Source organism: Vibrio sp. V43_P6S15P86 (assembly GCF_009904725.1).
GTDB classification, from domain to species: Bacteria; Pseudomonadota; Gammaproteobacteria; order Enterobacterales; family Vibrionaceae; genus Vibrio; species Vibrio diabolicus.
Genome location: NZ_WXWT01000474.1, coordinates 1 through 14,635, shown reverse-complemented (window position 1 = coordinate 14,635; position 14,635 = coordinate 1). Strand labels below are relative to the sequence as shown.

Annotated in this window: 13 protein-coding genes; 10 read left to right on the top strand and 3 right to left on the bottom strand. The window is 46.2% G+C overall.

All coding sequences use genetic code 11. The features are described 5' to 3' along the window. The first annotated feature begins 209 nt into the window (after positions 1-209). The 8 genes from CAG69_RS21295 (at position 210) to CAG69_RS21260 (ending at position 9,071) form a co-directional block, all read left to right on the top strand. The gene (locus tag CAG69_RS21295) at positions 210-1,010 is read left to right on the top strand and encodes an ABC transporter ATP-binding protein (protein ID WP_005373297.1); all 801 of its coding nucleotides are present in this window, start codon (positions 210-212) and stop codon (positions 1,008-1,010) included. Beyond that, positions 1,010-2,962: a long-chain fatty acid--CoA ligase gene (locus tag CAG69_RS21290; RefSeq protein ID WP_005373296.1), complete on the top strand. Its 1,953-nt coding sequence runs from the start codon at positions 1,010-1,012 to the stop codon at positions 2,960-2,962. The genes CAG69_RS21295 and CAG69_RS21290 overlap by 1 nt, the downstream gene beginning before the upstream one ends. Next, on the top strand, positions 2,962-3,855 hold the full coding sequence (locus CAG69_RS21285) for a branched-chain amino acid ABC transporter permease (RefSeq protein ID WP_005373295.1): 894 nt from the start codon (positions 2,962-2,964) through the stop codon (positions 3,853-3,855). Before CAG69_RS21290 ends, CAG69_RS21285 begins: the two co-directional genes overlap by 1 nt. 11 nt (positions 3,856-3,866) lie before the next feature. Further along, positions 3,867-4,934 (top strand): branched-chain amino acid ABC transporter permease, encoded by a 1,068-nt coding sequence (locus CAG69_RS21280; RefSeq protein WP_005382737.1) that lies wholly within the window; start codon positions 3,867-3,869, stop codon positions 4,932-4,934. 45 nt (positions 4,935-4,979) lie between these two features. Further along, positions 4,980-6,224 carry an ABC transporter substrate-binding protein gene (locus CAG69_RS21275; protein ID WP_161446125.1) on the top strand — a complete coding sequence of 415 codons (1,245 nt, stop codon included), beginning with the start codon at positions 4,980-4,982 and terminating at the stop codon, positions 6,222-6,224. An 80-nt stretch (positions 6,225-6,304) separates the two neighbouring features. After that, on the top strand, positions 6,305-7,126 hold the full coding sequence (locus CAG69_RS21270) for an ABC transporter ATP-binding protein (RefSeq protein WP_161446123.1): 822 nt from the start codon (positions 6,305-6,307) through the stop codon (positions 7,124-7,126). Between the two features lie 9 nt (positions 7,127-7,135). After that, positions 7,136-8,338, top strand: a complete 1,203-nt coding sequence (locus tag CAG69_RS21265) for a phenylacetate--CoA ligase family protein (protein WP_161446121.1) — start codon at positions 7,136-7,138, stop codon at positions 8,336-8,338. A gap of 136 nt (positions 8,339-8,474) precedes the next feature. Further along, positions 8,475-9,071 (top strand): methyltransferase domain-containing protein, encoded by a 597-nt coding sequence (locus CAG69_RS21260; RefSeq protein ID WP_161446119.1) that lies wholly within the window; start codon positions 8,475-8,477, stop codon positions 9,069-9,071. Positions 9,072-9,359: 288 nt separating this feature from the next. Here the strand turns inward: CAG69_RS21260 and CAG69_RS21255 are convergent, their stop codons facing one another. Genes CAG69_RS21255 through budA form a run of 3 tightly spaced genes read right to left on the bottom strand, consistent with a single transcriptional unit; the run spans position 9,360 to position 12,633 of the window. Further along, positions 9,360-10,118, bottom strand: a complete 759-nt coding sequence (locus CAG69_RS21255) for an SDR family NAD(P)-dependent oxidoreductase (RefSeq protein ID WP_017820351.1) — start codon at positions 10,116-10,118, stop codon at positions 9,360-9,362. Next, complete coding sequence (gene alsS / locus CAG69_RS21250) at positions 10,115-11,818, bottom strand: acetolactate synthase AlsS (RefSeq protein ID WP_161446117.1); 1,704 nt, start codon at positions 11,816-11,818, stop codon at positions 10,115-10,117. The genes CAG69_RS21255 and alsS overlap by 4 nt, the downstream gene beginning before the upstream one ends. A 29-nt stretch (positions 11,819-11,847) precedes the next feature. Next, positions 11,848-12,633, bottom strand: coding sequence for an acetolactate decarboxylase (gene budA / locus CAG69_RS21245; protein WP_005373273.1), 786 nt, complete (start codon positions 12,631-12,633; stop codon positions 11,848-11,850). A gap of 97 nt (positions 12,634-12,730) precedes the next feature. Between budA and CAG69_RS21240 the strand changes: the two genes are divergently transcribed. Together CAG69_RS21240 and hxpB are read left to right on the top strand one after the other, a co-directional pair. Beyond that, positions 12,731-13,612 carry a LysR family transcriptional regulator gene (locus tag CAG69_RS21240; RefSeq protein ID WP_161446115.1) on the top strand — a complete coding sequence of 294 codons (882 nt, stop codon included), beginning with the start codon at positions 12,731-12,733 and terminating at the stop codon, positions 13,610-13,612. A 153-nt stretch (positions 13,613-13,765) separates the two neighbouring features. Beyond that, positions 13,766-14,443 carry a hexitol phosphatase HxpB gene (hxpB, locus tag CAG69_RS21235; RefSeq protein ID WP_237668110.1) on the top strand — a complete coding sequence of 226 codons (678 nt, stop codon included), beginning with the start codon at positions 13,766-13,768 and terminating at the stop codon, positions 14,441-14,443. Positions 14,444-14,635 lie beyond the last annotated feature (192 nt).

Here is a 14,635-nt window from a genome sequence, read left to right as displayed (position 1 = left end):
TACTTAAAGTTTGCGTTAGTTCAAATCTTTCTCGATGAATTCGATTGCAACTTAATCTTTCAGGCACTATTCTGATTTTAAATTGACGTTTACGTAAACTGAATGCAAAGTTGATGCATAGGTGTAAAAGCGGTTACCAGTATCAAAGTTAGGTTTGATCAAATAGTGCTCAATGGAACGCACTTAAAATAACGAAAGGGAGATCAACTATGGTATCGGAATCGCCTCTGTTGCAGGTAAACGATATTTCATTGGCTTTTGGTGGGGTGAAAGCTTTAACTGACGTGAGCTTCCATGTGAATGAAAAGGAAATTTTTTCAATCATTGGTCCAAACGGTGCAGGTAAAACCTCAATGCTCAATTGCATCTCTGGTCGATACACACCAAACAAAGGCTCTGTAATCTTCGCTGGAGATGACGTAACTAAACGTACACCAAGCCAACGAGCTGAGTTAGGGCTGGGAAGAACCTTCCAAAACTTAGCGCTCTTTTCTCATATGTCGGTACTGGACAACATCATGGTTGGCCGACACCACCTACTGAAAAATAACTTCGTCACGGGGCCACTCTATTGGTTCTCCAATGCGCAGAAAGAAGAGATGGCGCACCGCAAATATGTGGAAGACGTGATCGATTTTCTAGAAATCCAGCACATCCGAAAAGCGACTGCAGGCACGCTATCTTACGGCTTACGTAAGCGTGTAGAGCTTGCTCGTGCCATTGCCTTAAAACCTAAGTTACTGCTGCTTGATGAACCAATGGCAGGTATGAACTTGGAAGAAAAGGAAGACATGGCACGTTACATCATGGATCTGAATGAAGAATTAGATATCACGATCATCATGATTGAGCACGACATGGGCGTGGTCATGGACATCTCTAATCGCGTTTTGGTTTTGGATTTCGGTAAACACATTGCTACGGGTGAGCCTGAAGAAGTGATGGCCAACCCACATGTGAAACAAGCGTACTTAGGCGAAGAGTTACCGACATTAGAGGAGAGTGCATAATGGCACAGCAACATAATGATTGGGCAGATATAACCCGCTTAGATACCTTTCCAAAAGTGTTGCAACACAATGCCAAGAACTGGCCCGAACAAGTCGCAATGCGTGAAAAGGAGTTTGGTATATGGCGAGAGTTCACTTGGAAGGATTATGAAAACCGCGTCAAGTGGATGGCACTGGCACTACGAGATTTGGGTATTGGTGAGCAAGATGTCGTTGGTTTGCTAGGTGATAACCGCCCTGAATGGGTATGGGGCGAGTTAGCGGCACATGCGATCAAAGGTTTCTCGCTGGGCATCTATCAAGATTCTATGCACGAAGAGGTGGCGTACCTTATCAACTATGCAAAAGCAAAAGTCGTGATTGCCGAAGATGAAGAGCAATGCGACAAGCTGCTTGAGCTTGGTGATGAAATTCCTAGCGTTGAATACATTATTTACTGCGATCCTCGTGGAATGCGTAAATACGATGATCCAAGATTAATTGATGTTGAACAGGTCTACAAAAAAGGTCAGCTGATTGATAAAGCGGACCCAGACAAATATCTCAATATGGTTGTTGAAACCAAAGGCAGCGATCTTTCAATTCTTTGTACTACGTCGGGTACGACTTCTAAACCAAAATTGGCTCAGCTACACAGTGGCACGTTCTTGGATCACTGTGCGGCTTACTTGCGTGCAGACCCTCGTTCCCCAGGCGACAACTACGTTTCTGTTCTGCCTTTGCCTTGGATTATGGAGCAGGTTTACGTGGTTGGTCAGGCGTTGATTTCTCGTCAAATCGTTAACTTTGTGGAAGAACAAGAAACCATGATGTCCGACTTGCGTGAAATCGGTCCAAACTTTGTGCTGTTAGCGCCACGTGTGTGGGAAAACATTGTGGCAGACGTGTCTGCACGAATGATGGATTCGACACCGTTTAAGCAAAAGATGTACAAACTGGGCATGAGCTTAGCCAACAAAGCGCTGGAGCAGGGTAAACGCTCTAAGTTGGCTGAATGGATTCTTCTGCGTGCTCTGCGTGACCGTTTAGGGTTTTCGAACCTGACATCTGCGGCAACCGGCGGTGCGGCGATGGGACCGGATACTTTCCGTTACCTACAAGCTATTGGTGTGCCACTTAAGCAGCTTTATGGTCAGACCGAAATGTGTGGCGCATACACCGTGCACCAAGCGGATGATGTGGATTACGATTCCGTTGGTGTTGCGTTTGATAATGCAGAAGTGAAAGTCATCAACCCGGACAGCAATGGCGTTGGTGAAATCATCGCGAAAAGTACAGGCATGTTTACTGGCTACTTAAACAACCAAGCAGCATATGATGAAGATGTTCAAGATGGTTGGATGCACACAGGCGATGCGGGCTATTTTAAAGATTCCGGTCACTTGGTGGTGATTGATCGTCTGAAAGATATGTCGGAAACCAGCCATGGCGACCGTTATTCGCCACAGTTTATCGAAAACAAACTCAAGTTCTCGCCGTTTATTGCAGAAGCCGTGGTGGTAGGTAAAGGTCGACCTTGGCTGTCTGCCATCATCTGTATTCGCTATGCGATCGTCGCGAAGTGGGCAGAGCAACGCGGCTTGGCATTTACCAACTACACCAACTTATCTGCTCAACCAGAAGTGTACCAAGCGATTCGTGAAGAAGTTCAAAAAGTGAACGAATCCCTACCGGATGCACAGAAGATCAGCAAATTCATTCTACTTTACAAAGAGCTGGATGCCGACGATGGAGAGCTAACTCGCACACGTAAAGTACGCCGTGGTGTGGTTGCAGAGAAATACGGAGACATCATCGAAACCATCTACAGCGACGATCCAAAAGTCGATGTCGATACAGTGATCACTTATCAAGATGGCACCAAAACACGCATTCAAACGTCGCTAGTTATTGAAACGCTTATTGAGCATGAGCCAACACTAGTGGATAGCGAACAACGGAGGATCGCATAGTGAATACGGATTTATTACTGCAACTCGTCATTAATGGCGTGATCGTTGGCATGTTGTATGGCGTTGTCGCCATGTGCTTTGTATTGATTTACAAATCGACCCAGGTGGTCAACTTTGCTCAGGGTGAGTTCTTGTTGATTGGCGCATGGGTATGTTGGGCGGCATTGGTACACCTACAGTTACCGTTTTTTATCGGCTTTTTACTAACGCTCGCGTTCATGATGATTTTTGGTATCGCCGTGCAAACCATTGTGCTCAGACCGTTGATTGGTGAACCGATTATCTCTGTGATCATGGTGACCATTGGTCTATCGATGTTTTTCCAAGCGCTGATGAAGTGGATATTCGGTGTCTCTGCTGTGTCGTACCCGCAAGTGTTCGAAACCAACGTGGTGAATATCGGAGGTTTGAATGTTGAGTTTGCTTACATTCTGAGCTTGATCTTCTCAATGCTCATCATGGGCGCGTTCTACTGGTTCTTCAAATTCAGCAAAATGGGTCTGGCAATGCGCGCAACGGCATTCAACCAGCAAGTAGCCCAGAGTCTTGGCATTTCCATCAAGAAAGTGTTCGCCATCAGTTGGGCCATTTCGGCAATGGTATCTGCAACAGCAGGGATTGTTATCGGTATCGTTAACGGCGTATCTGACGCGCTATCCATTATTGGTATCAAAGTTTTCCCAGCCGTTATTTTAGGTGGCTTAGATTCGGTAGTCGGCGCAATTGTCGGTGGTATCACCATCGGGGTGCTAGAAAACTTGGCTGAGTTTTTTGATAGCCAATACCTGCAAGTGGGTAACTTATACAACATCGCACCATTCTATGTGCTGTTAATCATTCTTGCCTTCAAGCCATATGGCCTGTTTGGTACCAAAGATATTGAGCGTATTTAAGGAGAAATAACATGGCTCAACTTAGCATGCGCCCATGTGGGGATTTTCGAACCACATACAAAAGCGATACGCCAATTTTTGAAACCAAAACCATCAGAAGCCTTGCGATTGCAGGTGTCATCGCCATGCTGGCAGCACCGCTGGTCTTGGATATTTACTTCCTAAACCTGTTTATTCAGATTGCATACCTCGGTATCGCGGCATTGGGCTTAAACATTTTGGTTGGTTTTACCGGACAAATCTCGCTAGGTCACGGTGCGTTCTTTGGCTTTGGCGCCTTTGCATCGGCTTGGCTAAATAACCAGTTTAACATTCCAGTCGTGTTTGCGATTCCGCTTGCGGGTTACTTAACCATGATTGTGGGGATGCTGTTTGGTCTGCCAGCGGCTCGAATTAAAGGTTTATATCTAGCCATCGCAACGTTGGCGGCGCAGTTTATTTTAGAGGACTTCTTTGCTCGCGCAGATTGGTTCAGTGGCGGCTCATACGGTGCAAGCGCGAACCCAATTAATTTGTTTGGCTTTGAGTTTACGACTGACGAAAGCTTCTTCTACATCGCTCTGTTTGCGCTGATCTTCATGTATATGTGGGCATCAAACTTAATCCGTTCTCGTGACGGTCGCGCGTTTGTCTCAGTACGAGATCACTATCTGTCAGCAGAGATCATGGGCATCAACCTAACCAAGTATCGTCTGCTCTCATTTGGAGTGTGTGCATTCTATGCGGGCATCGGGGGTGCACTCTACGGACATTATCTAGGGTTTGTATCAGCAGAAGGCTTCACCATCATGATGTCTATCCAGTTCTTGGCAATGATCATCATTGGTGGCTTGGGTTCAGTCAAAGGCACATTGATGGGGACGATATTTATCGTATTGCTGCCTGAAGTTTTGGAGTTTGGCGTAACGGGGCTTTCAGCGTTTGGTGATACCACCGCTTTCACTGATGGTCTGGCTTACTTCAAAGAAATGGCGATTGGTCTAGTCATCATGCTGTTCCTCATTTTCGAACCTCAAGGATTATCGCATCGCTGGCAACAGATTCGAGCATATTGGAAACACTATCCGTTCTCATATTAACGTGGAATTAAGTGGAATATACCTCAATAACAAGGACAACGAGTTATGAACAAAGGACATTTAGCGACAACGTTGGTGCTGTCATCTGCACTGTTTACTACTGCAACTTGGGCAAAAGATTCTGTGTTTGTCGGGCAATTAGTCGACTTTTCTGGACCAACTGCCTATGTGAGCAAGCCTTATGGTTCTGGCGTGCGAGACGCATTGCGTTGGATTAACCAAAACGGTGGCATTAACGGTACCGAGCTCGAATTTGAAACAGTAGACATGGCGTACAAAGTACCAGTGGCGATTTCCAACTATAAACGTTGGGTGGCGCGTAAAGACATGGTTGCGCTGCAAGGTTGGGGTACGGCGGATACCGAAGCACTTATTTCGTTTGTTACCAAAGACAAAGTGCCGGTGTTCTCTGCTTCTTACTCTGGTCACTTAACTGACCCAACTGGCAAAAACCCAAAAACCGCGAAACCAGCGCCTTATAATTTCTTTTATGGTGCGTCGTACTCAGATGCGTGCCGTGCGCTAGTTAAGTGGGCGAAAGAAGATTGGGAATCTAAGGGCAATCAAGGTGCGCCGAAATTTACGCACATTGGCGATAACCATCCATTCCCGAATGCGCCAAAAGAAGCGTGTGCAGAGTACGCCAAAGAGCTTGGTTTTGATGTGCAAAACCCAGTCGTTGTGTCACTAAAACCAGGGGACTTCAAAGCACAATGTCTGTCACTTAAAGAGTCTGGCACCAACTACGGTTACATTGCCAATATCGGTAGCTCGGTTATCTCACTCGTGAAGTCTTGCAACACGGTTGGTACTGAGTTCCAGTACATGGCGAACATTTGGGGCGGTGACAAGCCAGTACTTGAAGCGGCGGGCGATGGCCTTAAAGATTACGTTTTTCCTGGCATGACGGCGTTTTGGGGAGACGATAACGAAGGCATGAAACTGGTTCGTGAAATTTCTAAACAGTCTGAATCAGAGCCGGGCGAGTTTAGAACTCACCACTACATTCGCGGCATTTGTTCTGCGTTCTACATGAAAGAAGCGATGGAATGGGCGAAAGACAACGGTGGTATCACGGGTGACAACATCAAGAAAGGCATGTATGTCCATGATAACTGGGTACCAAAAGGCTTAGAGGGCGTGTGTGTTCCTGCTAACTGGCAACCAGAAGATCACCGTGGCACAACAACTGTAAACGTCTTTATGGGTAACAACAACGGCGGTGCAGTCGACATTAAGAAAGTGTCTCAGGTGACGTTGTCACGTCGTGATGATTGGCTAGGTTACTAATCTACGACTTATTAATAACAAAGCTTACTAAAAATAAGGATGGGTGAGAGGAGACTCTCACCCTAGCAAGGAGTGGCTTGATGACAGAATTAGCAACGAATATCGAACCAGCAGAAATATTGCTCTCAGTGAACAATATTGAAGTGGTGTACGACGAAGTAATCTTGGTATTGCGCGGCGTGAGCCTAGAGGTGCCAAAAGGGCAGATCGTGACCTTACTCGGTGCCAACGGTGCGGGTAAATCAACAACGTTGAAGGCAATTTCTGGTCTACTGAAAACCGAAGATGGCGAAGTCACCCGTGGCGAGATCAACTTCATGGGCGAGCGTATTGATAACAAAAGCCCGGAAGAGATCGTCCGTTCAGGTATTTTCCAGGTAATGGAAGGGCGCCGAATCGTTGAAGACATGACGGTAATAGAAAACCTTCGCTTGGGGGCTTATACACGCACGGATAACGAAGTCGAGCAAGACATCGAAATGGTGTTTGACTATTTCCCTCGCCTTAAAGAGCGCACAGGGCTGGCGGGCTATTTGTCAGGTGGTGAGCAGCAAATGTTGGCGATTGGTCGAGCGTTAATGGCTCGTCCGAAAATGATCTTGTTGGATGAGCCGTCGATGGGGCTTTCACCACTGCTGGTGAAAGAGGTGTTCAGTATTATTAACAAAATCAATAAAGATCAAGGCATTACCATGCTGTTGGTTGAGCAGAATGCCAACTTCGCTCTTCAAGCCGCCGATTACGGTTACATCATGGAATCAGGCAAAATCGTTCTGGATGGCAGCAAGCACGAACTGCTAAACAATGAAGATGTGAAAGAGTTCTACCTTGGCGGCGGCGATGAAGATCGCAAGAGCTTCAAGAACCTGAAATCTTACAAACGTCGTAAGCGTTGGTTGTAAGGAGCGATGATGAACGAACTATTTGATGCGAAAGAGTCTTTGCCTCCGCAGGCACGAGAAGAAGCGTTGTTTCAACGTTTGCCGACACTGATTGAAAACGCAAAAGCCAACAGCGAGCACTATGCGGCGCATTTTTCTGAGTTAGAGTCTGCGTTGGCGAATAATCGTGAAGGGCTTGCCCAGTTTCCGATTACGCGCAAATTCAATGTCCCAAGCCAGCAGCAGCTCAATCCGCCGTTTGGTGGCTTAAATAGCGTTGCCATTGGTCAAATGGCACGTGTTTTTCAGTCTCCTGGGCCTTTATATGAGGCTCAAACGAATGAGGCCGATTTCTGGCGTATGGGGCGCGCGTTTCACGCTGCTGGGTTCTGTGCGGGTGATTTAGTGCATAACACGCTCTCTTACCATTTCTCTCCTGGCGGATTTATTATGGATGGTGGCGCAAGGGCTTGTGGCTGTTCGGTATTTCCGGCTGGGGTAGGCAATACCGAAGCGCAAATAGAGGCAATTAAACAGCTTCAACCTAATGGTTACACTGGTACACCTTCCTATTTGCTGACGTTGCTACAAAAGTACCAAGAGAAATACGATGAGCTGCCTAGCTTTGAGAAAGCTCTGGTCTCTGGTGAAGCGGTTACAGCAGACATGCAACAGATGTTTGAGGAAAAAGGCATTGCAGTCTTTCAAGCCTACGCAAGTGCAGAGCTTGGCTTGATTGCTTATCAAGTGTCTGGTGAACAAGGATTAGTGATTGCCGAGGATATTATTGTTGAAATCGTTGATCCTGATGGTGTTCCTGTACAACCGGGAGAAGTCGGTGAAGTCGTTGTAACGTCGCTCGATGAGAAGTTCCCGCTGATTCGCTACGCAACGGGAGATTTATCGGCATACCTAGAGACAAGTTCTGATTCTTCACGCACGAATGCACGAATTAAGGGCTGGATGGGACGAGCAGACTCCGCGGTGAAAGTAAAAGGGCTATTTGTTTATCCGCATCAGATCCAAGAAGTCTGTCGTCGCCACGATATTAAAGGCTCCTTGAAAATTGAGCGCGATGGCTTCAACGATGCCATTACTTTCTGTTGTCATGATGTGCATGTATCAGCAGAGGACATTCAAGCAACACTCCAGTCTGTCACTAAACTGAAAGGCAATGTCCAGTTTGTACCGAACCAAGCGGAGCAGCCGTTAATCAATGATCTTCGCAGTTAACTCATTGGTGGCATAAGTGCAGTAGAAAGTGGTTGTCATAAAAAACTAACAACGTCAGACAAAAGGCTAGAAAAGGGATACCACATTGCGCTGCGTATCCCTTTATTTTTTACTACCGCAATCAGGGAGCGGGTAAATGAAACAGGCACCAATGATTAACACACAATTCTGGGATGATTTGTTTATCCGAGGCACTATGCCTTGGGATGCCCAATCGACACCTCAAGAACTCAAGGATTATCTCGACAATTCACTTCATGTAGGCCAGTCAGTGTTTATTCCTGGGTGTGGTGCCGCTTATGAACTGAGCACTTTTATTCAATATGGGCATGACGTGATCGCGATGGATTACAGCCAAGAAGCGGTAAAAATGGCGCAATCAACGTTAGGTAACTACAAAGATAAAGTCGTATTGGGTGATGTATTTAATGCCGATTTTTCTCACTCGTTTGATGTCATTTACGAGCGGGCCTTTCTCGCAGCACTACCGAGAGACATGTGGTCAGAATACTTTGCTATGGTGGATAAATTGCTGCCAAGAGACGGTTTGTTAATTGGTTATTTCGTTATAGATGATGATTACCACTCTCGCTTCCCTCCATTTTGTTTGCGAAGTGGGGAGTTGGCAGCTTTTCTAGAGCCCACGTTTGAACTTGTGAAGTCCTCAGTGGTGGCAAACAGTGTTGAGGTTTTTAAAGGCAGAGAGCAATGGATGGTGTGGCAGAAACGTTAGTCGTCACTGAGACTTCTTTAGAAAGTATTCGCGGAAACTGTCTGGTTCTTTGTGAATCGCTGATACATAAGTCTTCACTCTATGTCTGATGGAATGCTCACATAGTTTGTCGGTTTGTGTGAAACATTAATTTCTCGTTGCTGGTTTAAGTTGTTGAGATATCTCTAACAGCGGTTGAGTGGTTGAGTTTATTGCTGGCACGGGTTATGTGCTCAGAGCGTAAAGCGACAGATCAGCATCGATCCGAAAGGTAGTAGAACGTCTCTTACTGATCTGTCTATTTCATGCTTATACTATTTTAGGTTGACCATCTGATGCGGTGGCGCCGCCGTCTACAGGTAGGTTTACGCCATTAATGAAAGATGCGTCATCACTTGCCAAGAAAGTCACGACAGACGCAATTTCTTCAGGTTCGGCTGCTCGGCCAAGCGCAATGCGCTCATTGAATTTATCGCGGATGTCCTGCGGCCAGCCGTTTGTCATGTTGGTTTTTACTAAACTTGGGCATACGGCGTTAATTCTTACCCCATCCGCACCATGGTCCAATGCCATCGCTCGGGTAAGGTTCACCACTGCACCTTTACTCGCGCAATAGAATGCGGCACCCCAGTCACCACCCAAACCGGAAACGGACGCGGTATTTACCATACAACCTTTCGTTTTTAAGAGTTCAGGCAAAGCAAACTTCGCGCAATAAACAACACCATCAATGTTTACACCTGAGATCTTCTTCCAGTCTTCCACACTACCTTCAATCACGGAACCAGGGACATGTACGCCAGCATTGTTTACTAAAATATCCAGTTTACCGAAACGGGTAACAACATCAGAAATCAGTGCTGCGACTTTTTCTGGGTCAGAAACATCAATAGAATGCGCAGACACACGCTGTTTATCAAAGCCCTCAACGGCGTTTGCCAACTGCTCTTCATTCCAATCGGCAAGAGCGACGTTTGCGCCTTCTTCATACAAACGTTTTGCGATGGCCAAACCAATACCATTGGCAGAACCAGTGACGAGTGCGACTTTATTTTTTAATCCTCTCATGCGATTTCTCCTTCGAAACTTACAAAAACGGGATCTTGATTTTTCTCTGTGCGCGGCAACATCAGTTTGTCGTTGTCGCTGTAATCTACGGGGATAGCCACCACTGCTGGTCCTTCAACGTCCATGGCTTTATTCAATGTCGGTAGCAATTCGTGTTGACTAGTCACTGCGAAGCCTTTCGCGCCAAATGATTCGGCGTACGCCTTGAAATCAATTGGTCCAAATTTCACACCAGAGCAGCGCTGATATTTGTTGATCTCTTGCATTTCTACCATGTTGTAGGCGTTATCAACCCACACAATATGGACGATATTGCAGTTCAGTCTAACCGCGGTTTCTAACTCCATGCTCGATTGCATAAAACCGCCGTCTCCTGATATCGATACCACTTTGCTACCAGGTTTTAGTAGGCTGGCACCAATGGCCCATGGTAGTGCAACGCCCATCGTTTGTTGGCCGTTAGACACCAGCATTTGGCGAGCTCGAAAACAGCTTAAGTAACGAGCGATCCAGATGTGGAAGCTCCCCATATCAAGGCATAGCGTGGTATCTGGTGTGATGATAGATTGCATGGCTTTAATTAGCGCCAATGGATGAAACCCTTGCTTGTGATAGACATTGGGATAGGTCTTGATCACTTGCCGTTGCAGTGCTACCTCTTCCAGTACTGAAAGTGCCGTTGGGGAAAGGCGAGCATATTCAGAGATATAGCTGCCCATCTTGTCTAATGACTGCGCAATGTTTCCGACGATTTCAACACAAGGTTGATAATTAAGTTGGTATTCTGCTGGTTCAATATCGAGGTGAATCACTGGGTTGCGGTGGCTGTTCCAAAGCTCAGGGTCATACTCTATTGGGCTAAAGCCGATGGTGAGAATTAAATCGGCGTCCCGCAGTAAAACATCGCCAGGTTGGTTATTAAACAAACCGACACGCCCAGCAAAGTGATGATAGTAATTAATGTCTACCGTGCCGGCGGCCTGGTAAGTGCCGACAACGGGTAGCTGCGTATTTTGAAGAAATCGGGCGATAGCAGCAGCGTTTTTACTGCGGCTTGCGTGAAGGCCAAGTAAAACCACACAGCGCTTTGCTTTACTGATTCGACTGACCGCTTCTTCGATTGCTGCGATGTCTGCGTAACCAGGCTGTGTGTAAGGCGAGGGGACAATAATGTCCGTTTGGGTTTGCTCGGATAAAACATCTTGGGGGAGACTCAAAAAGCAAGCCCCAGGACGACCTGACTCTGCGATACGAAATGCGTTCGCCATGATCTCGCTTGCGGCGTCCACATGCTGCACTTCAGCACTGAACTTGGTTATAGAGCGAAAAATACTGACGGTATCCATGCTCTGGTGTGTTTGTTTTTGCTGGTCAGTTCGTTTCACCGCACCACCGATAGCAATCAGCGGATCGCCTTCGGAGTTTGCTGTTGCCACCCCCGTAACTAGATTTCCACAGCCAGGGCCTGACGTAACCATGGTGACGCCTGCTTTGCCGGTTAGTCTTCCCATAACGCCCGCCATAAATGCGCCGTTAGCCTCGTGACGTACAGGAATCATTTGGATGTTAGTGTCTTCAATCGCATCGAACAGTCGATCGATTTTTGCACCGGGAATACCGAAAATGTACTTAATGCCGAGAGACTCTAGCTGTTGAGCGATCAACTGAGCTCCATTTTTATTTGAAGGTTTGGATTGCATTTGTTGTCCTTATTATTTGCCTGACTTTGTTACTTTTCCGCCTTTTCTATGGCGGTATTTATATCTTCCGGAGCCAAATTGGCGTTGAGGAAGTCTGTCGATACCGGGGTATCAATCACTAGCCGCGAGACTTTGCCAATCTGGAGGAACCCTGACGAAATGCTGTAATCCTGAATATGACCACCTCCTTGGCGGTCATCGGTAATAAAGTGTTCGTGATAGCCGGGCACATTGATGCCAGTCGTATATTTAGGACTGCGAAAGCCGGCGACCACGCCTTGCTTATGCGTGAAGCGGAACGTTGGTTGTTCTTTGACCACTTCAAGCATTGGCCGATAAGGGCGTGTTTGTTTAGGTACGGTGCGAGTACGAACTGAATCGAAAACGCCATCAATGCGCACTGCGCAAAATAAGTTATCGCTTGGAACCATGTCGTCTATGAGGCTATGGACTTCATGACGTGACATGCGCGATGTCAGTGGCAGCTCGATATCAGGCTTAAAAAAAGTCATGACAGCAAAGGGCGTTTTTTGCGCCAGGTCTGCCGGGTTTGCGGAGCCATCCGACTTGAGTTGAAAAACTTCCTTATCAAACGCAATCAACTCACCATCCAATTCATTGAACGTACCTAAACCAAAATCCCCATGTTTCAGCAGTTCTTCTATGGTTGTTGAGCCTTCGTAAACACCAGCGATCAAAGCACTCATTAACGAAGTCTGATAAATCTCACCATCTCCGGTAACGTGATGGTATTCAGAAAATTCTTTCGCTACTTCAAGCGAACAAGCACATAGAGGGTTATAAAATCCACGCATGAGTAAGACCAGTTATGCAATGAAGAGTATATTTAGATTGACTTCTACACGGTGCTAAATCCAATATAAAAAAGATTTATTTTGATATGGAAAATATATGGAATTTCGCTACCTGAAGTATTTTGTCGCGGTCGCCGAGACTCGTCACTTTACCCGAGCAGCTGAACAGTTAGGGATTGCGCAACCTCCTTTGAGTCAACAAATCAAAAAGCTAGAGCACGAGCTTGGCGTGGACTTATTTAAGCGCTTGTCTAGAGGAGTAGAACTGACCCATGCAGGGCAAGTCTTTTATACGGATGCGGTAAATATTCTTGCTGATGTGGAACGCGCTAAAGCAAAAGCTCGACAGATTGCCCGTGGTGAAAATACGCAGGTTAAAATCGGGTTCGCAACGTCAACATCAACTTGCATTAAGGTATTAGAGAGGGTGGGGCGAATTCAAGAGGATGGGGTTCACTTACAGACGGCGGAACTGTCAATGCCAGAGCTTGCCGCTCAGTTAAAAAGCAAACAACTTGATCTCGCAATCATGCGGCTACCCTGCTACGCCAGTGAGCCTTTTGAGCGCAAGGTGTTGTTTAACGACCCGTTTGTCGCGGTGATTCCGGCGGGGCACGAGCTGGCAAAGTATCCCTGTATCCAGATGAAACAGTTGAGAGGCCATAAAATTTTACTGTTTCCACGAGAGACTGGACCTGCATTGTTTGATGGTATGAGCACACTTTTTGCCGACGCAGGAGTAAGGCTCGAACCACAATTCGCAGCACCGCAACTTCGTACGACGATCGCCATGGCGCAGGCTGGGTTAGGTATCGCTCTCGTTCCGCGCTCACTGGCTGAACATCTCGATGATTCCGCGACAGTCGCCGAGATTGATGATATCCCTCTCACTAGTCGTGTTGTTGTTGCTTGGGAGGCATCTAATCTCAATAAACAAGCGTTAAAAGTAGCCATGCACATCGGTCATGTTGAGGCTTAAAGATGAGTCATCGAGCTGGCTCTGATAGCCACAGGCAAATGTGATACTCTCCCTCGTTATATGCAAAGCTATGCTTTGGTTGAATAGACAAATCTTACTCAACGAATAGAACTTACTGAGGATGTACCAATGATATACGCTGCGGTCTTTGATATGGACGGGTTGCTGATTGATTCAGAACCTTTGTGGAAGGAAGCGGAAAAGCAGGTGTTTTCATCAGTTGGTGTCCAAGTGACCGAAGTGCTGTCAAAGCAGACTGCAACTATGACGACAGGTGAAGTAACAAGGTTTTGGTATGAACGTAATCCTTGGCAAGAAAAGAGCCTAGACGAAGTAGAGAATGCTGTTGTGGATAAAGTGGAGACATTAATAATTGAAAAAGGATGCGAATTAGAGGGTGTTACAGAAACACTCAAATTGCTTAAGGAAAAAGGATTTAAGATAGGGTTGTCTACTAATTCACCTTATCAACTCATTCCCATCATTCTGAACAAACTCGGTATTGCCAGTTACTTTGACGCGATATCATCCTCAGACGATGTAGAACAGGGCAAGCCAGAGCCAGATGTCTACCTTTCAACAATCAATAAACTAGGTGTAGATTCAAGTAACTGTATTGCCTTTGAAGACTCTTATTCGGGTATGCTTGCGGCAACACGAGCAAACATAAAAACAGTCGTGATACCTCAACCTGATAAGTTCTACCAAGAGTTTAATGAAGCCAGTCTAAAGCTGCAAAAGCTATCAGAGTTTAATGAAAGCCATTTGGCGAGTTTAATGAACTTGAGTTTGAGAGCAACAATTGCACCAACACCGTATGAAAGTTTTTAGAAGAAGGACTTGATTGTGAACAGTCGGTCGCTGAAAAAATACCTACTGCCAATGTTCTTATTGGTTTTACCTATAGAATCATTCGCAAAAGATACGACTATGTTGGACGAGCTCAATAATCGATTTGTTACATTTGAAAGGCGATTTGATGATTGTATCAACTCTTCTTCTCAAAATGATGTGAGTGAAAAC